26 protein-coding genes are annotated in these 23,855 nt (G+C 31.8%); 2 read left to right on the forward strand and 24 right to left on the reverse strand.

Annotated features, from left to right (window positions below):
• From AMN80_RS04615 to ffh, 8 genes are read right to left on the reverse strand one after another with little or no spacing between them, the layout of a single operon-like run.
• Nucleotides 1-1,767, reverse strand: a complete 1,767-nt coding sequence (locus AMN80_RS04615; RefSeq protein WP_075520814.1) for an acyl-CoA dehydrogenase family protein — start codon at nt 1,765-1,767, stop codon at nt 1-3.
• Nucleotides 1,768-1,800: 33 nt separating this feature from the next.
• Nucleotides 1,801-2,910 carry a 3-isopropylmalate dehydrogenase gene (leuB, locus tag AMN80_RS04620; protein ID WP_075520815.1) on the reverse strand — a complete coding sequence of 370 codons (1,110 nt, stop codon included), beginning with the start codon at nt 2,908-2,910 and terminating at the stop codon, nt 1,801-1,803.
• Complete coding sequence (gene leuD, locus AMN80_RS04625) at nt 2,903-3,508, reverse strand: 3-isopropylmalate dehydratase small subunit (RefSeq protein WP_075520816.1); 606 nt, start codon at nt 3,506-3,508, stop codon at nt 2,903-2,905. The genes leuB and leuD overlap by 8 nt, the downstream gene beginning before the upstream one ends.
• The gene (gene leuC / locus AMN80_RS04630) at nt 3,508-4,911 is read right to left on the reverse strand and encodes a 3-isopropylmalate dehydratase large subunit (protein ID WP_075520817.1); all 1,404 of its coding nucleotides are present in this window, start codon (nt 4,909-4,911) and stop codon (nt 3,508-3,510) included. Before leuC ends, leuD begins: the two co-directional genes overlap by 1 nt.
• Nucleotides 4,912-4,927: 16 nt before the next feature.
• The gene (gene rplS, locus AMN80_RS04635) at nt 4,928-5,452 is read right to left on the reverse strand and encodes a 50S ribosomal protein L19 (protein WP_075520818.1); all 525 of its coding nucleotides are present in this window, start codon (nt 5,450-5,452) and stop codon (nt 4,928-4,930) included.
• Between the two features lie 16 nt (nt 5,453-5,468).
• Entirely contained in the window at nt 5,469-6,155 is a 687-nt protein-coding gene (trmD, locus tag AMN80_RS04640; protein WP_075520819.1) for a tRNA (guanosine(37)-N1)-methyltransferase TrmD, read from the reverse strand.
• Nucleotides 6,155-6,586: a 30S ribosomal protein S16 gene (gene rpsP / locus AMN80_RS04645; protein ID WP_075520820.1), complete on the reverse strand. Its 432-nt coding sequence runs from the start codon at nt 6,584-6,586 to the stop codon at nt 6,155-6,157. Before rpsP ends, trmD begins: the two co-directional genes overlap by 1 nt.
• A gap of 13 nt (nt 6,587-6,599) precedes the next feature.
• Nucleotides 6,600-7,958: a signal recognition particle protein gene (gene ffh, locus AMN80_RS04650; protein WP_075520821.1), complete on the reverse strand. Its 1,359-nt coding sequence runs from the start codon at nt 7,956-7,958 to the stop codon at nt 6,600-6,602.
• Nucleotides 7,959-8,138: 180 nt separating this feature from the next.
• Here ffh and dapF point away from each other — a divergent pair, with 180 nt between their 5' ends.
• A complete protein-coding gene (gene dapF / locus AMN80_RS04655) occupies nt 8,139-8,930 on the forward strand; it encodes a diaminopimelate epimerase (RefSeq protein ID WP_256997998.1) in 792 nt (263 codons plus the stop codon).
• Nucleotides 8,930-9,847, forward strand: a complete 918-nt coding sequence (gene ftsY, locus AMN80_RS04660; RefSeq protein ID WP_082256568.1) for a signal recognition particle-docking protein FtsY — start codon at nt 8,930-8,932, stop codon at nt 9,845-9,847. Before dapF ends, ftsY begins: the two co-directional genes overlap by 1 nt.
• A gap of 3 nt (nt 9,848-9,850) precedes the next feature.
• Here ftsY and AMN80_RS04665 read toward each other — a convergent pair whose 3' ends face one another.
• From AMN80_RS04665 to AMN80_RS04735, 16 genes are all read right to left on the reverse strand, one after another.
• A complete protein-coding gene (locus tag AMN80_RS04665; RefSeq protein WP_075520837.1) occupies nt 9,851-10,642 on the reverse strand; it encodes an alpha/beta hydrolase in 792 nt (263 codons plus the stop codon).
• A gap of 10 nt (nt 10,643-10,652) precedes the next feature.
• Nucleotides 10,653-11,546 (reverse strand): DMT family transporter, encoded by an 894-nt coding sequence (locus AMN80_RS04670; protein WP_256997999.1) that lies wholly within the window; start codon nt 11,544-11,546, stop codon nt 10,653-10,655.
• 8 nt (nt 11,547-11,554) lie between these two features.
• A complete protein-coding gene (locus AMN80_RS05570) occupies nt 11,555-11,731 on the reverse strand; it encodes a hypothetical protein (protein ID WP_179850281.1) in 177 nt (58 codons plus the stop codon).
• Complete coding sequence (locus AMN80_RS04675) at nt 11,724-13,061, reverse strand: amidase (RefSeq protein WP_075520824.1); 1,338 nt, start codon at nt 13,059-13,061, stop codon at nt 11,724-11,726. The genes AMN80_RS05570 and AMN80_RS04675 overlap by 8 nt, the downstream gene beginning before the upstream one ends.
• A 6-nt stretch (nt 13,062-13,067) precedes the next feature.
• The gene (locus AMN80_RS04680; RefSeq protein ID WP_075520825.1) at nt 13,068-14,429 is read right to left on the reverse strand and encodes a TRAP transporter large permease; all 1,362 of its coding nucleotides are present in this window, start codon (nt 14,427-14,429) and stop codon (nt 13,068-13,070) included.
• The gene (locus AMN80_RS04685) at nt 14,419-15,006 is read right to left on the reverse strand and encodes a TRAP transporter small permease subunit (RefSeq protein WP_075520826.1); all 588 of its coding nucleotides are present in this window, start codon (nt 15,004-15,006) and stop codon (nt 14,419-14,421) included. Before AMN80_RS04685 ends, AMN80_RS04680 begins: the two co-directional genes overlap by 11 nt.
• Nucleotides 15,007-15,090: 84 nt before the next feature.
• Nucleotides 15,091-16,245, reverse strand: a complete 1,155-nt coding sequence (locus AMN80_RS04690; RefSeq protein WP_075520827.1) for a TRAP transporter substrate-binding protein — start codon at nt 16,243-16,245, stop codon at nt 15,091-15,093.
• 118 nt (nt 16,246-16,363) lie between these two features.
• On the reverse strand, nt 16,364-17,317 hold the full coding sequence (locus tag AMN80_RS04695; protein ID WP_075520828.1) for a 2-hydroxyacid dehydrogenase: 954 nt from the start codon (nt 17,315-17,317) through the stop codon (nt 16,364-16,366).
• An 8-nt stretch (nt 17,318-17,325) separates the two neighbouring features.
• Nucleotides 17,326-18,699, reverse strand: coding sequence for an FAD-binding oxidoreductase (locus tag AMN80_RS04700; protein ID WP_075520829.1), 1,374 nt, complete (start codon nt 18,697-18,699; stop codon nt 17,326-17,328).
• Nucleotides 18,700-18,742: 43 nt separating this feature from the next.
• A complete protein-coding gene (locus tag AMN80_RS04705; RefSeq protein ID WP_075520830.1) occupies nt 18,743-19,906 on the reverse strand; it encodes a pyridoxal phosphate-dependent aminotransferase in 1,164 nt (387 codons plus the stop codon).
• 12 nt (nt 19,907-19,918) lie between these two features.
• The gene (locus AMN80_RS04710; RefSeq protein ID WP_075520831.1) at nt 19,919-21,076 is read right to left on the reverse strand and encodes an alpha-hydroxy acid oxidase; all 1,158 of its coding nucleotides are present in this window, start codon (nt 21,074-21,076) and stop codon (nt 19,919-19,921) included.
• Nucleotides 21,077-21,086: 10 nt separating this feature from the next.
• Nucleotides 21,087-22,241 carry an alpha-hydroxy acid oxidase gene (locus AMN80_RS04715; RefSeq protein ID WP_075520832.1) on the reverse strand — a complete coding sequence of 385 codons (1,155 nt, stop codon included), beginning with the start codon at nt 22,239-22,241 and terminating at the stop codon, nt 21,087-21,089.
• A gap of 9 nt (nt 22,242-22,250) precedes the next feature.
• Nucleotides 22,251-22,769: an acyloxyacyl hydrolase gene (locus AMN80_RS04720; protein ID WP_075520833.1), complete on the reverse strand. Its 519-nt coding sequence runs from the start codon at nt 22,767-22,769 to the stop codon at nt 22,251-22,253.
• On the reverse strand, nt 22,766-23,146 hold the full coding sequence (locus tag AMN80_RS04725; protein WP_075520834.1) for a cytochrome c-type biogenesis protein: 381 nt from the start codon (nt 23,144-23,146) through the stop codon (nt 22,766-22,768). The genes AMN80_RS04720 and AMN80_RS04725 overlap by 4 nt, the downstream gene beginning before the upstream one ends.
• Nucleotides 23,139-23,597 (reverse strand): redoxin family protein, encoded by a 459-nt coding sequence (locus tag AMN80_RS04730; RefSeq protein WP_179850282.1) that lies wholly within the window; start codon nt 23,595-23,597, stop codon nt 23,139-23,141. Before AMN80_RS04730 ends, AMN80_RS04725 begins: the two co-directional genes overlap by 8 nt.
• Before the next feature lie 52 nt (nt 23,598-23,649).
• The coding region (locus AMN80_RS04735) for a cytochrome c-type biogenesis CcmF C-terminal domain-containing protein (protein ID WP_306452538.1) at nt 23,650-23,855 on the reverse strand (206 nt) is incomplete at its 5' end.

Raw genomic sequence — 23,855 nt, forward strand, 5'->3', positions numbered from 1 at the left:
TCAGTTAAAATTAAAATTCATAATGTTTGAACTTCCTGAAATGGCAGATTTATAGTGTTGTTCAGCCCTAGGTAATACTTTTTCAAAATAAAATTTAGCAGTATTTATTTTGTCATCATAGAATTTCTTATTTTCTTCGTAATCTTTAAAACTTACTTGAAGTGTTTTAATCCAAGCAAAGGCCAAAGAAATATAACCAAGTGTTTTCAAATAATCATTTGCTGCTGCGCTTACATCATCTCTGTTAGTCTCAGATCTATCAATTGTCCATTCACTGAATTTTTTAAGGATTTCTAGATAATTATTAAATTCTTTAACAAACGGTTTAATTTTTTCGTTATTTGAATTAGTTTCAGATTTAATAAGATCTAAGAATTTATTAATTATGTTTCCATTTTTATTTGATAATTTTCTAAAAACTAAATCAGCAGCCTGCACTGAATTGGTCCCTTCGTAAATAGGTGTTATTCTATTATCTCTGTATAATTGCTCTATACCTTGATCTTTTGTATACCCATATCCTCCATATATTTGCATTGCATCACTAGTAATTTCCATACCTAAATCTGAAAATAAAGATTTTACAACTGGTGTCATTAATGAAACCATATCTGATGCATCTTGTTTAATTTTCTGATCACTATGATTTAAGCTAACTTCAGTTTGTTGTGACAACCAAAAACATAATGCTCTTTCTCCCTCAATTATTGATTTCATGTTTAATAATGACTTTCTTATATCTGCATGTTCAATAATTAAATCTGCATTTCCATTTTGAGATTTGTTATTATTGCTTTTACCTTGTTTTCTCTCTTTAGCATAGCTTAATGAATTCTGGTAAGCGATTTCTGAAATCCCTAAACCTTGAATTCCAACGACAATTCTCTCTAGGTTCATCATAGTAAACATTTGACTTAATCCTTTATTTTTAGGACCAATCATAAATCCAGTTGCGTCATCAAAATTTAAAACACAAGTTGCTGAACCTTTGATGCCCATTTTTGTTTCTATAGATCCTGTTGAAATTCCATTTCTTGCGCCAATTGTTCCATCATTTTTTACAACAAATTTTGGAACTAAAAATAAACTTATTCCTTTAGTTCCTTTAGGTGAGTCTGTTGCTCTTGCAATTACTAAATGGATTATATTTTCAGTAAGATCATGGTCTCCAGATGTAATAAATATTTTTTGACCTGTAATTTTATAAGTTCCATCTTGTTGTTCTACTGCTTTTGTTTTTAATAAACCTAAATCTGTTCCACAGACTGGCTCTGTTAAACACATTGTACCACTCCATTTACCCTCAACCATTTTAGGAAGATATTTATCTTTAATTTCATCTGAAGCGTGATGATGAATACAGTTATAAGCACCAAGAGTTAATTCACTATAAAGCTTAAACGCCAAACTAGCAGATGATATCATCTCATCAAAAAAAGCACTTACAGTTCTAGGCATTCCCTGTCCACCATATTTTGGATCGCAGGATAATGAAGTCCATCCATCCTCGATATATTTTTGATAAACTTCTTTATATCCAGGTGGTGTTCTTACTACGCCATTTTCTAGAACTGCAGGATTATCGTCTCCAGCTTTTGCAAGTGGTAAAATTAAATTTTCATTTATTTTTGCTGCTTCTTCTAAAATGTTTTTAACGAGATCTGGACTGACTTCTTTATACTTTTCTAAGTCATTATAATTTTTATTGTCTCTTAATTTCTCAAAAAGAAACATCATATCTTCAACAGGTGCTGTATAAGTTGTCATTTTTTTTACTATACTTAAATTAAGATAATTTAATTATTTTTGCAAACACGCAATAATCGCATCCCCCATCATAGAGGTGGAAACTTCTTTTTTTCCTTTAGAAATAATGTCTTTTGTCCTTAATCCATCGTCTAAAACTTTCTGAACTGCATTGTCCAATTCAGTGGACTCTTTATCTAAGTTTAGAGAATATTTTAAAGCCATTGAAAAACTTAAAATTGTTGCAATTGGATTAGCAATACCTTTGCCTGCGATATCTGGAGCAGAACCATGCACAGGTTCGTACATTGATCTTAAATTTCCATCTTTATCTTTTGCACCAAGTGAGGCTGAAGGTAGTAATCCTAATGAACCTGTAAGCATTGCTGCTTCATCAGAAAGTATATCTCCAAACAAATTATCAGTTACTATTACATCGAATTGTTTTGGATTTCTTAATAACTGCATAGCACAGTTATCCGCAAGCATGTGTTCTAAATTTACGTCTTTATAGTCTTTTTTGTGAAGAGTAGTTACCTCCTCTTTCCAAAGTTGACCAGCTTCCATAACATTTGATTTCTCACAAGAAGTAACTTTATTATTTCTTTTTTTGGCTAATTCAAAAGCAACTCTTGCAACTCTTTCAATTTCTTTGGATGTATATGTATGAGTATTAATTCCTTTTCTCTCTCCATTATCGATGGGCTTTATACCTCTTGGTTCACCAAAATAAATTCCTCCAGTCAATTCCCTTACAATCATTATATCAAGTCCTGATACTATTTCGGGTTTTAAACTAGAAGCCTCAACTAACTGTTTAAAACAAATAGCAGGTCGTAAATTTGCAAAAAGTTTAAGTTCTTTTCTTAATTTTAGTAATGCTCTTTCTGGTTTTTTAGAAAAATCTAAGTTATCCCATTTAGGGCCTCCTACAGCGCCTAAAATTACTGCTTCACATTCTAAGGCTTTAAAAAATACTTCATCGGTAATGGGAGTTTTAAATTTATCATACGCAGCCCCACCTACTAAATCTTGATCTACTTCGAAATCAAGAGATCTATTTTTATTAAACCATTCAATTATTTTTTTTACTTCATTGATTACTTCTGGACCAATACCATCCCCAGGTAAAAGTAAAATTTTTCTTTTTTTTACTTTAATCATTAAAAATCCAAGGCTTCGATGACTTTATTTTGCTTTCATAAGCTGAAATCTTTGAAGACTGGGCTAACGAAAGAGAGATATCATCTAAACCTTCTAGAAGGCATTTTTTTTTAAATTCATCAATTTCAAACTTAATTTCATTATTTCCAAATTTTATAGACTGGTCCTCCAAGTTTATCGATATTTCTTCTTTTCTTGTAGAGTATTCAGATAATTCTTTTATTACTTCCTCTTTGACAGTTATTGGTAAGATGCCATTTTTGAAACAATTATTGTAAAATATATCTGCATAACTAGAACTTATTACACAAGTAATACCAAAGTCTAAAAGTGCCCAAGGCGCATGTTCTCTCGATGAGCCACATCCAAAATTTTTACCAGTGATTAATATTTTTGATTGATTGTAAGGTTCATTATTTAGAACAAAGTCAGAAATTTCTTTACCTTCATCATCATACCTCATCTCGAAAAAAAGATTTTTTCCTAAACCTGTCCTTTTAATAGTTTTTAAAAATTGTTTAGGAATTATCATATCCGTATCGATATTAACTATTGGTATGTATGCAGGAATGCTTTTTAATTTATTAAACTTTTTCATTAATTTTTATACTTTCTTACATCATCAAAATTTCCAGAAATTGCTGCAGCTGCTGCCATAGCTGGGCTAACTAAATGTGTTCTACCACCTCTACCCTGTCTACCCTCAAAATTTCTGTTAGATGTTGATGCGCATCTTTCCTCTGGTTTAAGTTTATCAGCATTCATTGCTAAACACATGGAACATCCTGGTTCTCTCCATTCAAATCCAGAATTTAAAAATATTTTATCTAAACCCTCTTGTTCAGCTTGTTCTTTTACTAACCCTGATCCTGGAACGACCATGGCTTTTACATGAGATGCAATTTTCTTATCCTTTAGAATTTTTGCTGCATCTCTTAAATCTTCAATTCTACCATTTGTACAGCTACCTATGAAAACTTTGTCAATTTTTATATCTTTAATTAATGTATTTGGTTTGAGACCCATATATTTTAAAGATCTTTCAATCGAGTTTCTTCTGTCATTATCTTTTTCATCAGAAGGATTAGGGACTTTTCCATCTATAGTAATGACATCTTGTGGTGATGTACCCCAAGTAACCATCGGCTGTATGTCTTCTCCTCTAAGTGTAACTTCTTTATCAAAATTAGCGTTATTATCTGAATTAAGTTTACTCCAATATTCAACTGCTTTATCCCAGATTTCATTTTTTGGTGCCATCGGTTTACCTTTTAAATATCTAAATATCTTTTCGTCAGGAGCTATCAATCCTGCTCGTGCTCCGCCTTCGATTGTCATGTTGCAAATTGTCATTCTATTTTCCACTGTCAATGATGAGATAACATCTCCAGCATATTCAATGACATAACCTGTACCGCCAGCAGTTCCAATTTTTCCTATTATTTGTAAAATTACATCTTTAGACGTTACTCCGATTGGTAATTTACCATTAACGCTTATTCTTAAATTTTTTGATTTTTTTTGAACCAACGTTTGGGTTGCCAACACATGCTCAACTTCTGAAGTACCTATTCCAAAAGCTAATGCGCCAAAAGCTCCATGGGTTGCTGTATGACTATCTCCACAAACAATTATGTTCCCAGGCTGTGTAAATCCTTGCTCTGGCCCAATAATATGTACTATACCCTGTCTTTTGTCAGACATTCCAAAAAGTTTAATTCCAAACTCCTTACAATTCCTACCTAGTGTATCAACTTGGATTTTAGACTCCTCATCTGCAATACCTTTAGATCTATCTGTAGTTGGAACATTATGATCTGCAACTGCAAGTGTTAATTTGGGATTTCTAACTTTCCTGTTAGAATTTCTTAAACCTTCAAAAGCTTGGGGACTAGTAACCTCATGTATTAAATGTCTATCGACAAATAACAAAGATGTGCCATCTTCTTGCTGATGTACTAAATGTTCTTCCCAGATTTTATCGTATAAAGTTTTTGACATTTAAAAAAGTTTAATTTTATTTAGCCTTTTTAGTGCTGTCTTCTTTAAGACTCTCATCTTTTTTTAAAGATGGAGATTTATCATCCTCAGGAGTTTCTACTTTATCATCTTTTGTAGTCTGTTTAACAACATTTTCCTCTGTTACTCCCTCAGGTTTTGTCTCTATATCAATACCGATTTTCTTTTTAATTTTTTCAGCAATTTTTGCCGATTTCCCTTTTCTGTCTCTTAAGTAGTATAGCTTAGCTCTTCTTACTTTTCCAGATCTTATAACTTTAATAGTATCAACAATTGGACTAAAGAGTGCAAATGTTCTTTCAACTCCTTCGCCAAAGGATATTTTTCTTACGGTAAATGAAGAGTTAATATCTCTATTTTTTTTTGCGATACAAACGCCCTCGAAATATTGAATTCTTTCTCTCTTTCCTTCTGTAATTCTAACACCAACTTTAATAATATCTCCAGGAAAGAAATCTGGTAATTTTTTTTCTGCTGAGATTTTCTTTACGTTCTCTCTATTTATTTGTTCAATATTTTTCATTTGTATATTTATCAATTTAATTCTTTTTATATTTTTGCCACAAGTCTGGTCTTCGGTGGCGTGTTATAGCCTCTGATTGAGATAAACGCCAGTCTTTAATTTTGCTATGATCTCCTGATAAAAGCACCTCAGGAACTGGTGTTTTTTCCCATATTTGTGGTTTTGTATACTGAGGATACTCCAATAAACCATTTTCAAAACTTTCGTCTTTGTAAGAATTTTCATTTCCTAGAACACCCGGCACAAGTCTTAATATGCTATCCAAAATTACGTATGCAGCTGTCTCGCCACCTGACAAAATGTAGTCCCCGATACTTATCTCTTCAATACCTCTGGACTCTATGACTCTTTGGTCAATTCCTTCAAAATGACCACAAAGAATATTTATTTTTTTTTCGTTCAAAAATTTTTTTGCTTTAATTTGATCAAAAGTCTTTCCTTTAGGTGTTAAGTAAATAATTTTTTCATTTTTTTTTAAATTTTGATCTAGAGCTTTTGCAACTACATCAGGTTTTAAAACCATTCCTTCACCACCTCCGTAAGGAGTATCATCTACTGTTTTATGCTTATCCTTTGCGTAGTCTCTAATATTGATTACATCCAAGTTCCACAAACTTTTCTCAATTGCTCTTCCATAGATACCTTTGCTTAGAATTCCTGGAAAAAAGTCTGGATATAAAGTGAATATTTTTACTTGAAACATTATTTTTTATTTTCTTCTGCCTTTGGAGCTTCTTTTGGAGCATCAGCTTTTTTCTCTTCTGCCTTTGGAGCTTCTTTTGGAGCATCAGCTTTTTTATCCTCTTTTTTTTCAGCACCAGCATCTTGTTTTTTTCTATCTTTTTTTGGAATAGCCTTGTTGGGATTATTACCAGCTGCAGGCATTTCAATTAATTTATTCTCCCCTAAAATTCTTGCAACTCTAGTAGTTGGTTTTGCTCCTTGACCTAACCAATATTTAATTCTCTCAGATTCAAGACCTACTCTATCTTTTTTATCTTTTGGTAACAGTGGATTGAAATATCCTAGTTTTTCTATAAATCTTCCATCTCGTGGAAATCTGCTGTCTGCTACAACTATCTTATATACTGGTCTTTTTTTTGTACCGCCCATTGATAATCTAAGTTTTAACATTTTTTCTCCTTTATTATTTTAATTGATTGAAGAGTTCTGGTGGCAATCCTTTATCCATTAACCCTTTTGTGTTTCCTTTTGACATTTTTTTCATCATGTCAGACATCATTTTAAATTGTTTTAACAATTTATTGATAGTGGCAATATCTGTACCAGAGCCATTAGCAATTCTTTTTTTTCTAGATCCATTTATTATTTTAGGATTATCTCTCTCTTGTTTTGTCATTGACAATATTACTGCCTCATTTTGAGTTATAATTTTTTCATCAACTCCTGCTTGATCCATTTGTGATTTTAATTTTGAGACACCTGGTAAAAAAGACATTACTCCCTCTATACCACCCATTTTTTTCATTTGTCTTAATTGTGTTAAATAATCATCTAGTGAAAATTGTCCTTTTTTTAAAGTTTCTTCAGCTTCTTTTAATTTTTCTTCGTCGATGTCTTGTGCTGCTTTCTCAACTAGAGAAACGATATCTCCCATACCTAAAATTCTATTTGCAATCCTGTCAGGGTGAAAAATTTCTAGATTTTCGATTTTTTCTCCTATTCCTAAAAATTTGATTGGCACATTAGCAACATGTTTCATACTAAGTGCTGCACCACCTCTTCCATCTCCATCAGCACGTGTTAAAATTATTCCTGTAAGTTTTACTGTATTTCCAAATTCCTTTGCCACATTAGCAGCTACTTGACCAGTAAGTGAATCAGCGACCAGTATTGTTTCAGTTGGTTTTATGACTTCCTCTATTTGTTTTATTTCACTCATCATCTGTAAATCGATTTGTGTTCTTCCAGCGGTATCAAAAATAATAACATCTGAGCCATTAAGGTTTGCAGCCGTTAAGGCTCTTCTGCAAATATCCGTGGGTGTTTGACCTTCTATTATTGGCAGTGTTTGAATATTATTTTGCTCACCAAGAACTTTTAATTGGTCTTGAGCAGCAGGACGATAGATATCTAAACTTGCCATCATGATCTTTTTTTTGTTATTTTTTTCTAAAAATTTAGATAATTTTGCGGTACTAGTTGTCTTACCAGATCCTTGGAGTCCTACCATCATAATTGAAATTGGTGGATTAGATTTTAAATTAATTTCTTGATTTTTATCACCTAAGAAATTTACAAGCTCGTCATAGACAATTTTTACAACCATCTGCCCAGGAGCTGTTGATCTTAGAATTTCTTTCCCTAAAACTTTCGGTTTAACATTATTAATAAATTCTTTTGCGACGTCTAAAGAAACATCTGCCTCTAATAGAGCTTGTCTTATTAATCTTAAACCATCATCAACCTGACCTTCATCAAGTGATGGTGATTTTTTAAATTTATCGAGTATACCCTCGAATTTATTTGTTAAATTTTCAAACATATTTTAATCCAGCAGTCATCGCACCAGTGGGCGAACCCTCGCTGACTGGTGTCGATCTCTTTGTTTCCAAAGACACCGCAAAATGCTGTTTTTTTGCGGAAGTGGTGAGAAACTATAATAGAGGTTCAAAAAGTCAATAAATAAGTTAAGTATAAATATATGGATTTTAAAGCATATAAAATGGACGGTTTAGGAAATGACTTTGTTATTATCGATCAAAGAGATAGTGACTTTGAATTAAATAAGTCTCAAATAAAAAGTATTTGTGACAGAAAAAAAATTGGTTGCGATCAACTAATTTTAGTTAAAAAAAGTGAAAAAGTTGATGCTTATTTAATTTTTAAAAATTCTGATGGATCCGACTCAGCAGCTTGTGGTAATGGTACGAGATGTGTAGCAAGCCTTTTGTCAAAAGAAAATGCTAAAAGTGAAATCACATTTGAAACGGAGAGCGGTATTCTAAAATCTAAAATCTTAAATGAGAATAATATCCAAACTAATATTGGAATTCCTAAAACAAGTTGGAATGAAATACCTTTAGCAAAAGAAGTAGATACAAAGAATGTTGAAATTAAAGTAGATAATCTTAATCTTTCAGGGACAGCAGTGAATGTTGGAAATCCGCATATAATTTTTTTTACTGAAGATTTAGATAAAATTCAAATAAAAGACATAGGGCCTAAAATTGAAAGTAATTCTTTGTTTCCAGAAAAAGTAAACGTGACATTTGCAAAAAAAATTAATGATAAACATTTTAAGGTTTTACATTGGGAAAGAGGGGCAGGCTTGACTAAAGCTTGTGGTACTGCAGCGTGTGCTACAGCAATTGCAGGTGAAATAAATAAAGTTTCAATTTATCCTACTGAAATTGAATTTAAATTAGGAAAGATCAAAATAAATAAGGACGTTGATGGAAATATCCTTATGGAAGGAAATGTATCTAATATAGAAAAAATTCATTTAAACCTATGATAAATATTTTTAAAAAATTTAAAGACGGTTTAAAAAAAACTACTTCAAATTTTTCTAAAGGTATTAAAGAAATCATAATTAACAAAGAAATTGGTGATAAAGAATTAGAAAAAATTGAAGAATTTTTGATCCAATCAGATGTTGGGGTAAAAGCATCTTCTGAAATTAGAGAGGAAATTTCTAACCGTAAAATTGATCCGAGTAAGAACGAACTTGAAGAGATTCAAAATATTATAAATAATTATATAAATTCTTTATTGAAACCTTTAGAAAACAAAAATTTTTTTAGTAAAACTCAAGAGAGAAAAGCAGTTCTTATCTCTGGAGTAAATGGTGTAGGCAAAACCACAACAATTGCAAAAATGTCAAAACTTTATAAATTAAATCATAATGAAGTAATTTTTGTAGCTTGCGACACATTTAGAGCAGCAGCAATTGATCAGCTGGAGAGATGGTCAAAAAAATTAAATTGCGAAATAATTAAGTCCGAACCAGGAAGTGATCCTGCATCTGTTGCCTATAAGGCTATGGAGTTTGCAAAGAAAAATAATGTAGATATTACTTTAATAGATACAGCGGGTAGATTGCAAAATAAAAAAAATTTAATGGATGAATTTAAAAAAATTGGAAATGTAATAAAAAAAATAGATGAGAAAGCGCCACAAGATGTAATTTTAGTCTTAGACGCTACATCTGGTCAAAACGCTATAAATCAAGTCGAAGAATTCAATAAGATTATACCAATCACAGGGTTAATTATGACCAAACTTGATGGTACAGCAAAAGGTGGTATTTTAATTGCAGTTTCTAAAAAATTTCAGTTACCGATTATCGCTTTAGGGTTTGGTGAAAAAGAGGATGATCTTCAAATCTTTGATAGTGAAAGTTTTTCTAAAAATTTCATTAATTTTAATTGATCACTATATAATTTTTAAAAAATTTTTAATTTTTTCTAACAACTCTTCATCAAATTCCATCATATGGTCATCATCTTTTCTAAAATAACTTAACTTGGGTTCAGAAAACTTTTCGAACATTTCTTTTCCCATGCTGAAAGGGACAATTTTATCTTTGTCACCATGCATTACCATTTTAGGAAAATTTATTTTATCAATTTTTTTTATCGATTCGTATTTATCTTTCAAAAGTATTTTTACTGGCAAATATGGATAATATATTTTTGATAATTTAACCATTGATGTAAAAGGCGACTCTAAAATTATTCCTGCAAAATTATGTTTTGATGCTAAATCAACAGCCACTGCTGTTCCTAACGACTCACCGTATAAAATTATGTCTTTGTCAGATACACCAATATTATTTAGCCATTTTTTTGCTGCCTCAGAATCTTTGTAAAGACCGATTTCATTTGGCTCACCCTTATTACCACTAAATCCTCTGTAAGCTATAATCAAATAGTTTAAATCAAGTTTTGAAATATCGTTTAATTTATAAATTCTATTTTGAAGATTTCCTGCATTACCATGAAAAAAGAGCAATGTTTTAAATTTTTTATTTTTTAAATGATGCCAGCCTAAAAGTTTAAAATCTGAATTTATATAAACTTTTTCAATTTTATGATTTAATTGATTTTCCTCAAGATAGTTATTTTCATTAGGGTGATACATTAATTTTCTCTGTGAAAGAAAAATAACGATTACAACCACTAGATAAATGACTGTTAAAGCTATAGCTGAATTTAAAATTATCATTGAAATTTTCTTATACATTTTTTTTTTTATATTTTACTAAATAAACACCTAAAAATACTAATATTGTTCCATATACATGGAAAGTTTTTAAATTTTCACCAAAAAACAAAATTCCATAAAAAGCACCATACACAGTAAAAAGGTATAAAGTGAAACCAGTTGTAGTTGCTCCTAAATATTTTTGAGCATAGGTATACAAGGAAAATGCTATTATCCCTGGTGAGACTGCAGCAAATATTACCCAAATTATAAAGTTTGTATCAAACGTAGTACTTTTTATAAAAATTTCTTCAGTCAGATAAAAAGGTAATAAACTTAAAGCACCAAATAAAGATATTAGTGTAAAACGTTCAAATACTTTAAGCGATGACTTCCAATAAAATAGAAAAATAGAGTATAAAGCCCAACCAATTGATGCTCCTAACATCCAGAGATCACCTTTGGTAAACATTAGTTCAATTAATGCTAAATAATCTCCTTTGATAATAATAATTATAACTCCCAATAAACATGATATTAGTCCTATTGTTTTAAGTAAATTCATTTTTTCTTTAAAAAAAAAATAGCTTATTAAAATTATAAAAATTGGAGAAGAAGTATAAATTATACCCATATTTATTATTGTCGTAGTTTGACCTGCAATAAATGGAAAAGCTCCACAAACTCCGCATCCCATAAAACCCAAAAAAAACAATTTCTTATATTCTTTAAGTATAATTTTTTTTTTAGAAAAAATTGTGTAATTAAAAATTAGAAGAATTAAAAAAACAGTTAACCACCGCCAAAAAGCAAGAGATATTGGCGGTATGTATTCAACTCCACCTCTTGCAACTACAAGATTGCTTGCCATAAATATTGGTTGAATTACTAATAAAGAATAAGCTAGAAGCTCTTTTTTAATCACGAAACGTGTTATGATTTATCGAAAAAAGATTCGTATATCATCATTACTATCGCTATACCCATTAAGATATATACTGGCAAAACATCCAAAAAACCAATCATCATAGATCTTGTTAGTGTTGTTGCGAGTCCAACTAAAAAAAATATTGCAAAACTTAGACCAATAATAACTGTGATTTTATTCATTAAATTTTTTGCTCTCCTTTTCCAGCCAGTTAGCTACACCTAAAAATCTGTTATCGTCATGCCTGTCACCAACTAATTGGACACCTAATGGTAAATTATTTTCTCCTTGAAGTAAAGGTAGAGAAATTGCTGGTGTATGCATATACGACCATACTCTATTAAAATCAGCACTTCCTGTACTTTTTAAACCTTTATCAGCTACACCAGTACTACATGGACTTAACACTCCATGATAATCTTCGAATACCTCTTTATAAGACTCATAACTCCTCTCCATAAAGTCAACGGCATCTAAATATTCTTTAGCAGAATGCTTCATACCCTTTGAAATAGCTGATCGCATTTCCTTTGAAAGTTTTGATTTTGATTTTTTGTAATAAACTTGAAAGTTATTAGCTAAATCAGTTTCATGTATTAATCTGTGGTATTTGTCTATATCCTTAAAGTATGAAGGAGTATCAAATACTTCAATATTTTTTTTAAAAGATTTTATAAAATATTCAAATGCCTCTCTGGATTTTTTATCAACTTTCTTCCAACTATCTGTCTTGTAAAAAATAAACTTTGGATCAAACATAGGTCCTTTTTTACACTCGTCTAACATAAATTCTGAGGAATAATGTATGGTCGCTTTATCGTAAGAATCTTTTTTGATTAACACTTTTGCAAGTAAAGCAACATCCTCTACTGTTCTTCCAAAAACTCCTATATGGTCAAGATTATACGAAGTTCTTAAAACTCCATTACGTGAAATTAATCCATAACTCGGTTTGTAACCAACAACACCACAGTAAGACGCTGGTCTAATCACTGAACCTCCTGTTTGAGAACCAATTGATAAAGGCGCCATATGAGAAGCTATAACAGCTGCCGACCCACTAGATGATCCACCTGGAGTTCTTGAATAATCGTGAGGATTTGTTGTTTTAGGTGGAGCAAGATAAGCCAATTCAGAAGTATTTGTTTTTCCCATGATTAATGCTCCTGATGATTTAAGCAAATCTACTATCTCTGCATTTTGTGACTCTGTTTTTCCTTTTCTTAAAACAGTTCCACACTCAGTTGGCATATCATATGTTCCTATTATATCTTTTAGTGCTACCGGAATTCCGTGGAGAGGCCCTAAGGGTTTGCCCGATCTTCTATGATTGTCTGCCTCTTCTGCCTTTTCTAGAAGAAGTTTTTTATCAAAATGGGCCCAAGCTTTTACATCTTTTTCAAATTTATCTATTTGCTCAATGTATGATTTACACAAATCAACAGAGTTTAGATCAGATTTTTTTATTTTTTCTGCTATTTCAGAGACAGTTAATTGAAATATATTGGACATTAAAATTTATTCTGCGAATAAAACATCTGGTAACCATAAAGCAATACCAGGAAACATGTACATTAAAACCATTGCAAATATTACTATTCCAAGAAAAGGCATTATACCTCTAAAAATTTGCAGTAGTTCAACATTTTTACTTTGCACACCTTTTAAATAATAAGCTGACATTGCCATCGGCGGAGTTAGAAAAGATGTTTGTAAATTTAAAGCTATTAACATTGCAAAAAAATACGGGTTTACCCCGAAAAATTCTACTAGCGGTAAAAATATTGGTACGAATATAATTAAAATTTCAGTCCACTCTAATGGCCAACCAAGTAAAAATATTATGATTTGTGTGATAACTAAAAATTGCCAAGGTTGAATATCCATTGATTTAAAAAATTCTTCAAAAACTTCGTGGCCGCCTAAATATGAAAAAACTGATGCAAATGTCCAAGATCCAACAAATAACCACATAATCATTGCGCTGGTTTTAGCTGTTAGAAAAACTGATTCTTTAAAATTCTTCCATTTTAATGACTTATAAAAAAAAGATAAAATCAAAGCTCCAAATGCTCCTACTGCAGCCGCCTCTGCTGGAGTAGCTAGTCCACCTAAAATTGTACCTAAAACTAAAATTATTAATGAGAACAATGGAACAAAAGAAACTAGAACCTCTTTTAAAATTACTGATCTTGGCGGAATTTCCTCAGCTGCAGGCTTAGGTGCTAGAGACGGATTGAAATATGCTCTTATAATTACATATAAAATATAAAGACCTGCTAACATTAAGCCAGGAAATATAGCGGCAGCAAAAAGTCTTAGTGGAGATAATTGAGCTATTACTGCATATACAATTAACATAATACTTGGAGGTATTAAAATTCCTAAACATCCTCCTGAACATATAACTCCGGATGCAAATTTTTTATCATATCCAGCTCTGATCATTGCTGGCCAAGCTAAAAGGCCCATTAAAGTTACAACTGCTCCAATTATTCCTGTTGCTGTAGAAAATAATGCACATGTTACGAGTGCTGCGACAGCCATTGAGGCTGGTAGTCTATGGGAAGCAAGTCTTATAGCAAAAAACAATTTTGCTACTATCCCAGCTCTTTCAACTAAGTAACCCATAAATAAAAATAAAGGCACCGCAGTTAAAACTGTATTATCCATTATGGTGTAAGTATTTTGGACTAATAAAGAAAATATCCGATTATCAAGCAGATGATCCATCCTAGTTGGATCAAAATAAGCGTAATATCCAAACCCAACACCCATAGCTAGTAGAGTGAATGCAATTGGGAAACCTAAAAGAACTGCAAACAAAAATAAGCTCATCATTAATATTGCAATTTCTGGATTTGTTAATTCAAATAACATCAGCTTTTTCGTCTTTCTGAGATGTTCTCATTAATATTTTTTCAGTTTCTTCAGCACCTGCTGACATTCTCTCTGGCCAATGACCTGTTTTAATACAAATGATCGCTCTACAAACTTCACTAATTCCTTGGATTGTTAATAAAATTCCTGACAGTGGTATTATAGATTTTGCCATATAAATTTGTATTTGTGCTGGACTGTTCCAACTAGTTTCTTTAATTTTCCATGCTAACGCTGCATATTCGTATCCATAAAATACTAGAGCCAAAATTCCAGGAAAGAAAAAAATAAAATATAAAATTAAATCAATCCAGCCCTGAACTTTTGTAGGAAACAATCTATAAATAACATCCCCTCTAACATGTGCCTCTGTTGACAAACAATAAGCACCTGCCATCATAAAAATTGCACCATACATTTGTAAACTAAAGTCAAAATTCCAAAGTGTAGGGCTATTAAAAGCGTAAGCCATTATTACTTCATAGCAAGTTCCACCCATAAGTATAACTATGCACCATGAAAAGGCTTTACCCATTGATGCACTTAGTGTGTCTGCAAATTTTATGAAAGATTTCATAATATCACTTTACGTTAAATTCTATCTATTAATCAAACAAAAAAAAGGGGGCCATTGGCCCCCTTAATTAAGATTATATCTTGATTATATTTTTACTTTAGCAATTGGTCCAAACTCATTTTCATATGCTAACTTGTAATTAGGCTGATTCATCAGCAAGTATTTCATTACTCTCTTAGCGTATGCTTTTTGAGAATCGACGATTTTCTTAAAGAAAGGATCTTTCTTATTGAAATCACCGATAACTTTATCCCAACCTTTTAACTGTTGAGCTAAAATTTCATCTGAAGTTTGGTAAACATTTACTTTATGTTGATTCATTAATTTAGATAAATCAGCTGAATATCTAACTAATGCTTTAAAGTAGTTATCTGTGTTTGCAGCGTAAGCAGCATTTTTCAATATTGCTTTGTTTGCTGGTGACAGACTATTAAATGTTTTATTGTTAATTGGTATTTCAAACATCTCTTGAGATTGGTGGAAGCTTCCTAAGTGATAATGCTTAGAAACATCTTGCATACCAAACTGAGAGTCTGAAGTTGGGTTGTTAAACTCAGCTGCTTCAATCAAACCAGTTTTCATAGCTGGTTGGATTTCACCACCTGGTAACTGTCTTACGACCATTCCCATTGCTGTAAGAACGTTAGTAGCAAGACCAACTGTTCTGTACTTCATACCTTTAACGTCAGATACTTTTGTTACGTTCTTTTTAAACCAACCAAAAGGTTGTGCTGGCATAGGCATGTGGAATACACCTGTGTAATCGAAACCAACTTTTGCAAGTGTTTCTTCATACAGTTTTCTTCCGCCACCGTACTCCATCCATCCCATTACTTCTTGAGATGACATACCGTATGATGGTCCAGTACCAAATAATGATGCTGCTGGATTTTTACCATACCAATAAGCAGTTACCCAGTGTCCCATATCTACAGCACCTGAACTTACCGCTTGACCGATCTCACTAGTCTTTACAACTGCTCCAACTGGTTGAAGATCGATTTTTAAAGAACCGCCAGACATGTCGCTAACCATTTTGCAATAGTCTCCTGCCATTTCAAAAAAGATGTTAGCACCACTTGGCCATGCAGCTTGCATTTTTAGAGTTTGTGGAGCTCCGAATGCAATGTTTGGCATTGCTACTGCTGCTGTTGCTGCTGCACCAGTTGCTGCCGCTGCCTTAAAGAACTTACGTCTTGAAGGAATTTTTCCCTTCAATGATTTTTTTTCTTTAATCATTTATTTCTCCTCTATTAGTTAATTAACTTGATATTATTAAAGCACAAAATGAACTTGGAGTCTTAGGTTAAAATTGTTCTAAACTTAATTATTTACAACTATTGGTAGTATAAATTTATCAATTTACTTTATTTTTGCAGCTTCCCGTTTTGAAAAATTCCTCAATGTTATCGATAGCAAGATTAGCCATGGCTGTTCTAGTTTCTTTAGTGGCACTTCCAAGATGAGGAAGTATGAAAACACTTTTATGTTTAAGATATCCTGGGTTTAAATTGGGTTCGTTTTTATAAACATCTAAACCAGCTGCATAAACTTTTCTTCTATCTAATGCATCCAGTAAAGCTTCATCGTCTACTATATCTCCTCTTGCTACATTAGTTACTACTGCACCCTTTGGTAAATACTCCAAAGTTTCTTTATTTATAAGATTAATTGTTTCTTTTGAGGCTGGGCAACATACAGATAATACATCTGAAACTTCCATTAAACTTTTTAGATTATCATGATAAGTAGCTCCTTGTTCTTTATCAGAGCTCAATTTAGATCTATTGTGATAATGTATTATCATACCAAGCGACTTTGCTATTTTAGCAATTTTTTGACCGATACGTCCCATCCCTAAAATTCCTAACCTTGAGCCAGTTAATTGTTTGCCAATCAAATAGTCTGCTGACCATTTCCAATTAGACTCTTTTGCAGCTTGAATACCTTCACTTGCTCTTCTACAAGCTCCTAGAATTAACAATATTCCTATTTCAGCTGTAGCATCTGTTAAAACATCTGGAGTGTTTGTAACTGCTATATTTCTTTTTTTAGCAGCTACTAAATCAATATTACCAAATCCTACAGCAAAATTTGATAAAATTTTTATACTCTCTGGTAATTTATTGATAGTTGCCTCATCCATTTTATCAGTTAGCGATGTTAATATTCCATCACAACCTTGGCTTAATTCCACTAATTTAGATTGAGAATAAAGTTCATCATTTAAATTAAGTTTAGCCTCCCACAACTTTGAGGCTTTTTCCTCATTTGATCTTAGAAGTTTTCTGGTAATTAAAATTTTTTTCATTCAACTTATTAGTTTAAGTCAAAAATTTTACCAGGATTCATTATATTGTTTGGATCAATGGTTCTTTTGATAGATTTCATAACAGGTAAATTATCACCATGTTCTTTAAGAAGGTAATCTTTTTTATGAAGCCCAACTCCATGTTCCCCAGTAATTGTGCCTTCTAGTTCTAATGTTTTTTCTATAAGAATATCACTAAATTTTCGTATTTTTTGATAGGTCTCTTTTTTTTCTGGGTCATAGGGTAGTAAAACATGGAAATTACCATCACCAAGATGACCAACCATTGGGGCTCTTAAACCAAATTTTTTAGCCTCAGCATCTGCAAAGTTGACACATTCCGTTATTTTAGAAATGGGTAAGCAAACATCAGTTGAGTACACTCTGCCATTATTTATTTGCGCCTTGACAGAATAATAGACATCATGTCTTGCCTTCCATAGCTTATTTCTATCCGTCAAATCTTTTGCCCATTTAAAGGAGCTTCCATTATTATTTTTCGATATTTCTTCAACAATATCTATTGATTCTTTATTCGAAGTTTCTGATCCATGGAATTCAAAAAATAAAGTCGGTGTAGCTTCTACGTCTTTTAATTTAGAGTATTCTATACTAATCTCCATTTGATCTTTATTAAGCATTTCAATTCTTGCAATCGGAATACCATATTGAATTACCTCCTGCGCAGTTTTTACTGCATCCTCTAAAGTTTTAAAATGACATACTGCACTCATAATGCTTTCTGGAATTGGTGACAATCTTAGCTGGATCTCTGTTATAACTCCAAGTGTGCCTTCAGAACCAATAAACAAATTTGTTAAATTATATCCAGCTGAAGTTTTTTTTGTTCTGCTACCAGTTTTTATTATATCTCCATTTGGTAAAACAACTGTTAATCCAGTAATAACAGTTTTCATAGTTCCATATTTAACCGCCATTGTTCCTGACGCTGAAGTAGAGGCCATTCCACCAATTGCAGCATTTGCACCTGGATCGATTGGAAAAAATACCCCATCTTCTCTTAAATAATCATTTAATTGTTCTCTAGTTACACATGCCTGAACTTTACAATCAAAATCCTCTACGTTTACACTTAATACTTTATTCATCTTTTCAAGAGAAATTGTAATCCCTTGATCGTTCCCGACAACATTGCCTTCTAAAGAGGTCCCTGTTCCAAACGGAACAACAGGTATCTTATGTTGATTGCATAATTTTAATATCTTAGAAACTTCTTCATTAGTTTCCGGAAATACTACAGCCTTAGATAAAATTGGATCATAAGTGTCTTCTCCTCTTGCATAATTCAATCTTGTTGATTCTGACTCGGAAAACCTAGAATTTAGTATTTTTTTTAATTCGGACTGAAGTTCGCTATTCATATGTTAATGATACTATATAAATCTTACAAAAAAAATACTTAAATTATTTAAGCATTTTTTTTATGTTTTCCAATGCTTGAGAAATGTTATCTCTTGATGCTGCGAAACTAAATCTCACATAATCCTGACAAGTTTGACCAAATGCTGTTCCTGGTACGATTGCAACACCAGCTTCGTGCATAGCTTTTTTACAAAATTCACTTCCATTCATTCCAGTCTCTTTTACTTTTGGAAAAGCATAAAATGCACCACCAGGTAAACTACATTCAACACCTGGCAAATCATTTAGGCCTTTGTGAATAAGGTCTCTTCTTGCTGTAAATTTTTCCATCATTTCATGTATTGAGTCGTCTGGTCCATCTAGTGCAGCAATACCGGCATATTGAGCAGCTGCGTTAACACAAGAAACGCTATTTATTAATAATTTATTAACATGTTCAACTAAATGCTCAGGCCAAAAACTCCAACCTAATCTCCATCCAGTCATAGAATAAGCTTTACTCCATCCCTCTAATACAATGAGTCTTTCTCTTAATTTAGGATAATTAAAAAAAGTTGGCATCTCTTTGCCATCAAAAATTTGTCTACTATAAATCTCGTCACTTAAAATTGTTACATGTGGGTGTTGCTCTAAACCTTTAGCAAGTTTATCAATTTCAGATTTTTCTACAAAACTTCCTGTTGGGTTATTAGGATTAATCAAAATTAATAATCTTGTTTTGTCAGTTATTAAAGATAATATTTCCTCTGCATTAAACTTTAGATCTTTATCTTTAGTAAGATCATATGGAACTGGAGTAGATCCAGTATAGTTAATCATAGACTCATAAATAGGAAAAGCTGGTGTTGGATGAATTATTTCTACACCTGGTTCTCCAAAACATTGGATCGCATAGTGCATTGTTGGTTTACCACCTGGCATTATGATAATTCTTTCTGGGTCAACATCTTGATTATAAAGAGTTTTAATTTTTCTTGAAACTGCTTGTCTACATTCTAGAATTCCATTTGATAAAACATAACCGTGGTGGCCATCATCTAGAGCTTTTTTTGCAGCGTCAACTACATGTTTTGGAGTTTTAAAATCAGGTTGACCTAATCCAAGATGTATCATTGGTTTTCCTGAAGCCTCTAATTTTTTCGCTTCCGCTAAAACTGAGAATGCAGTCTCAGTTCCTAATCTATCTAAACTTTTCGCTAGTTTCATAATTTTTTATAATTATCCAATATTTCTATAAATTAATTTTGAACTATTCAACTCTTTTAAATTTTTGCAACCCATTAAAACCATATTTCTATTAATTTCGTCATGTATTGTCTTCAATAAATGCTCAACTCCTTGCTGACCACCTGCGGCTAAAGAGAACAAAAACATTTTACCAAAACTACAAGCTTTAGCTCCAGCGGCTATTGCTTTTAAGACATGAGTTCCTCTTCTAACCCCACCATCCAAAATAATTTCAAGTTTATCACCAACAGCATCGGATATCGCTTTAATTTGGTCAAACGGTGATCTTGAACCATCTAGTTGTCGACCACCATGATTAGATATCATTATAGCTGAGCACCCAATATCAATCGCTCTTTTTGCATCCTCAACTGACATAACTCCTTTTAGAGCAAAAGGACCATTCCATTTTTTTACACAATACTCTGCATCTTTCCAATTCATAGCTGGATCATACTGCTCGTTAATGTAGTCTATAACTGATTTAGCAATATTAGTTCCTTTGTCAGTTTTTGTTGCAACATTTGCTAATTTAAATTTTTCATGAATTAAATAATTAAATACCCAAGTAGGGTGCACGGCAAAACTCAAAAGGCTTTTTAAAGTTAATTTTGGTGGTGTGGTAAAACCTGTTCTGTGGTCTCTTTCTCTGTTCCCTGCAACAAGAGTATCTACAGTTAGACACATTCCATCAAATCCTGATCTTTTACAGCGATCAATCAAATCATTTGTTATTGATTTATCTTTATGAACATAAAGCTGAAATAATTTAGGACCACTAGATAAGTTAGAAATTTCCTCAATTGTATTATTTGCCATTGTAGACATGCTATAAAATGTTCCAAATTTATTAGCAGCTTTTGCGGAGGCTTTATCACCATCGTGGTGATATAATCTTTGCATAGCACATGGGGATAAGAAAATTGGCATATCAATTTTTCTTCCAAATATATTTGTAGATAAGTCTGGTTTACCTACGCTTGCCAAAACATTTGGTATTAGATCACAATCGTTAAAGGCCTCTGTATTTCTTTTAAGAGTAGTTTCATCATCTGAGCCACCATCAATATAATGGAAAATTGGAGAAGGTAATTTTTTTTTTGCTAATTTCCTAAAATCCTCAAAATTATAACAGTCTTTAAGACTCATAGAATTTTTTTTAAGTATATCTAAATCTTAAATTATTTCTATTGAGGTCGCTAATCTTAGTACATCCCATTAATTTCATATCTCGTTCTAATTCAGCTTTGTATTGCCCTAATGCTCTCTCTACTCCGGCTTGTCCCGCCGCAGCTAAAGCATAGAGATACAATCTTCCTCCAGCGCAAGCCTTCGCACCTAGAGATAAAGCTTTGAGCATGTGTGTTCCTCTCTGAAACCCACCTTCACAAATAACATCAATTTTATCTCCTACTGCATCAACTATTTCTGCTAGTTGATCAAATGGTGACCTTGATCCATCAAGTTGTCTACCTCCATGATTAGAAACCATTATACCAGTGCATCCAATATCAACAGCTTTCTTTGCATCTTCGACACTCATAATTCCTTTAAGTGCAAAATGACCACCCCACTTAGAACATAACTTCTCAGCATCATTCCAATTCATGGATTGATCCAACATAGTAGAAAAATAATTACCAATTGAAGAATTGGTGCTTGTACCTTCTTTTACAAAATCTTGTAGATGCGGTAGTTCGAATTTCCCTTTTGTTAGATAATTTATCCCCCACATTGGTTTTGTAGCAAAACTAAATAAGCTTGATAAAGTAAGTTTAGGTGGTGATGTAAAACCTGTTCTTAAATCTCTTTCACGATTTCCACCTGTTATAGTATCAACAGTTAAAGCCATCACATCAAATTTAGCTGCTTTCGCTCTTTCTAAACAAGAGTCATTTAATCCTCTGTCTTTGTGAAAATAGAATTGAAACATTTTTGGTGTATCAATTAAAGACGAGATTTCTTCCACACTTACAGTAGCTAAAGCTGAAACGCCAAACATTGTGTTAAATTTTTGAGCTGCTTTTCCTACTGCTCTTTCTCCATCATAATGAAATAACCTTTGTAAAGCAGTAGGGGAACAGTAAAAAGGTAAATCAATTTTTTTTCCAAAAATTGTTGTAGACAAATCTACGTTTTCAACACCTCTCAATACATTGGGTACAAGATCTACGTCATTAAACGCAGATGTATTTCGGTTATAAGTAATCTCGTCATCCGCAGCACCATCAATGTAATGGAAAATCGGTGACGGTAATTTTTTTTTGGCTAAAATTCTAAAGTCACTGAAATTGTGGCAATCTTTTAAATTCATACTGATAATTTAAAAGCTTTTAAAGAAATTAAACATATAACTATTTGCCCCAGGATTTTTTTCTCCTAAACTAGCGTTAGATATATGATTATATGAAAAACCAAATTCTGTACTTGGTGATAAATCTAAGGATAATTGAAGCTCACTTTTAAATTCGACCAAATGACCGAGGTCTTTCCCATCTCCCTCATGATATAAACCTGGTGTAAAACTTGGTGTTAAATTTAATCTTCCAATATTATACTCAGCTTGAATTCCTGTATAAAGATATGAAGCTGAGTCAGTAGTTAACATAAAACCAGTAACAGGTTTAATTTTACCTATTAAGCTATCTCTGAAAAGATTATCATTTAGGTGTTGTATTCCAATAATTTGAGATTTTTTTCCTTTATCACTGAAATCAAACATTCCGGTATAAATATTATATTTATGACCAGTATCCATTTTTTTTTTTTCTTCAGCGTATAACTTTTCAGAAGTTATAAAAGTACAAAAGATTAACAATAAAATTTTAAAAGAATTTTTCATATTTTTTTACTCTTATATATTCTTAAGTATATTATTGCACCACCTAATAAAAAAAACAATATTGGTATAAACCACAATAAAAAGGTTTTTTTTGAATATCCAGGATCATAAACAATCCATTGACCATATTTTTTGACTAACATATTGTAAATTTGATCTTTTGAGTGACCTCTGTCTATTTTATCTTTAATATAGATTCTCATACTTAATGCAAATTCAGAATTGGAGTCGTATATAGACTGACCTTGACAAATCAGACATCTTAAATTTTTTGCAATATCATTTTCAAGTTTAGAATAAGGTTCTGTCTCAGAATAACATATTCCAAAAAAGTTAATAAATAAAAATAAAAAGACAATAAATTTTTTTTTAACCATTTACAATCTCCCTAATCTGTTTAACATCTTTGTCATTTATTGGTCCTATAATCTTTATTAAAATTTTTCTATTTTTGTTAATCAAGAAAGTTTCTGGAACACCATAAGCACCTAAGTTTATTGACTCTGTTCCATCTTTATCTACTAAATTATATTTAAATGGGTTTCCGTAATCATTTAAAAATTTTATAGAATTTTTTTTTCTATCTTTATAATTTATGCCAATAATTTGCAGTGAACTTAGACTGCTTAAACTCTTAAGAAGATCATTTTCCTCTCTACACGGAACACACCATGAAGCCCAGATGTTAATTATGGAAAAATCCTTGTTTTCAATAACTTCACTTAATTTTATTTCATTAGCCGAATATAACTCAGGTAAACTAAAGTCTACTAAATAAGTTGTTTTCCCATCTTTGAATTCTGGAGAATATATTTTATCCTTAAACAATGCTTTATTAAAAACTAAAAAGCAAAAAACAATAAAAACTAATATTAAAAAACTAAGAGTAATTTTTTTTTTTACTAAAAACCGCAAATGTACCCCCAAAAATTATTATTAATGTAGAGATCCAGATCCAGATCATGAATGGTTTATTTTGATATCTAACATTAAATAGTTGCTCATCCTTTATTAAATTTATTGTTATAAATCTATCTTTGAATAAAGTTGTTTTAATCGCTGCTTCACTTGTTGCAATAACCGGCT

The sequence above is a fragment of the Candidatus Pelagibacter communis genome (assembly GCF_001179985.1).
Taxonomy (GTDB): Bacteria; Pseudomonadota; Alphaproteobacteria; order Pelagibacterales; family Pelagibacteraceae; genus Pelagibacter; species Pelagibacter ubique_J.

Coding starts and splice junctions, on each gene's coding strand:
- AMN80_RS04615 (WP_075520814.1), bottom strand. CDS start 1,767: ATGACAACTTATACAGCACCTGTTGAAGATATGATGTTTCTTTTTGAG.
- leuB (WP_075520815.1), bottom strand. CDS start 2,910: ATGATTAAAGTAAAAAAAAGAAAAATTTTACTTTTACCTGGGGATGGT.
- leuD (WP_075520816.1), bottom strand. CDS start 3,508: ATGAAAAAGTTTAATAAATTAAAAAGCATTCCTGCATACATACCAATA.
- leuC (WP_075520817.1), bottom strand. CDS start 4,911: ATGTCAAAAACTTTATACGATAAAATCTGGGAAGAACATTTAGTACAT.
- rplS (WP_075520818.1), bottom strand. CDS start 5,452: ATGAAAAATATTGAACAAATAAATAGAGAGAACGTAAAGAAAATCTCA.
- trmD (WP_075520819.1), bottom strand. CDS start 6,155: ATGTTTCAAGTAAAAATATTCACTTTATATCCAGACTTTTTTCCAGGA.
- rpsP (WP_075520820.1), bottom strand. CDS start 6,586: ATGTTAAAACTTAGATTATCAATGGGCGGTACAAAAAAAAGACCAGTA.
- ffh (WP_075520821.1), bottom strand. CDS start 7,958: ATGTTTGAAAATTTAACAAATAAATTCGAGGGTATACTCGATAAATTT.
- dapF (WP_256997998.1), top strand. CDS start 8,139: ATGGACGGTTTAGGAAATGACTTTGTTATTATCGATCAAAGAGATAGT.
- AMN80_RS04665 (WP_075520837.1), bottom strand. CDS start 10,642: ATGATAATTTTAAATTCAGCTATAGCTTTAACAGTCATTTATCTAGTG.
- AMN80_RS05570 (WP_179850281.1), bottom strand. CDS start 11,731: ATGAATAAAATCACAGTTATTATTGGTCTAAGTTTTGCAATATTTTTT.
- AMN80_RS04675 (WP_075520824.1), bottom strand. CDS start 13,061: ATGTCCAATATATTTCAATTAACTGTCTCTGAAATAGCAGAAAAAATA.
- AMN80_RS04680 (WP_075520825.1), bottom strand. CDS start 14,429: ATGTTATTTGAATTAACAAATCCAGAAATTGCAATATTAATGATGAGC.
- AMN80_RS04685 (WP_075520826.1), bottom strand. CDS start 15,006: ATGAAATCTTTCATAAAATTTGCAGACACACTAAGTGCATCAATGGGT.
- AMN80_RS04690 (WP_075520827.1), bottom strand. CDS start 16,245: ATGATTAAAGAAAAAAAATCATTGAAGGGAAAAATTCCTTCAAGACGT.
- AMN80_RS04695 (WP_075520828.1), bottom strand. CDS start 17,317: ATGAAAAAAATTTTAATTACCAGAAAACTTCTAAGATCAAATGAGGAA.
- AMN80_RS04700 (WP_075520829.1), bottom strand. CDS start 18,699: ATGAATAGCGAACTTCAGTCCGAATTAAAAAAAATACTAAATTCTAGG.
- AMN80_RS04705 (WP_075520830.1), bottom strand. CDS start 19,906: ATGAAACTAGCGAAAAGTTTAGATAGATTAGGAACTGAGACTGCATTC.
- AMN80_RS04710 (WP_075520831.1), bottom strand. CDS start 21,076: ATGAGTCTTAAAGACTGTTATAATTTTGAGGATTTTAGGAAATTAGCA.
- AMN80_RS04715 (WP_075520832.1), bottom strand. CDS start 22,241: ATGAATTTAAAAGATTGCCACAATTTCAGTGACTTTAGAATTTTAGCC.
- AMN80_RS04720 (WP_075520833.1), bottom strand. CDS start 22,769: ATGAAAAATTCTTTTAAAATTTTATTGTTAATCTTTTGTACTTTTATA.
- AMN80_RS04725 (WP_075520834.1), bottom strand. CDS start 23,146: ATGGTTAAAAAAAAATTTATTGTCTTTTTATTTTTATTTATTAACTTT.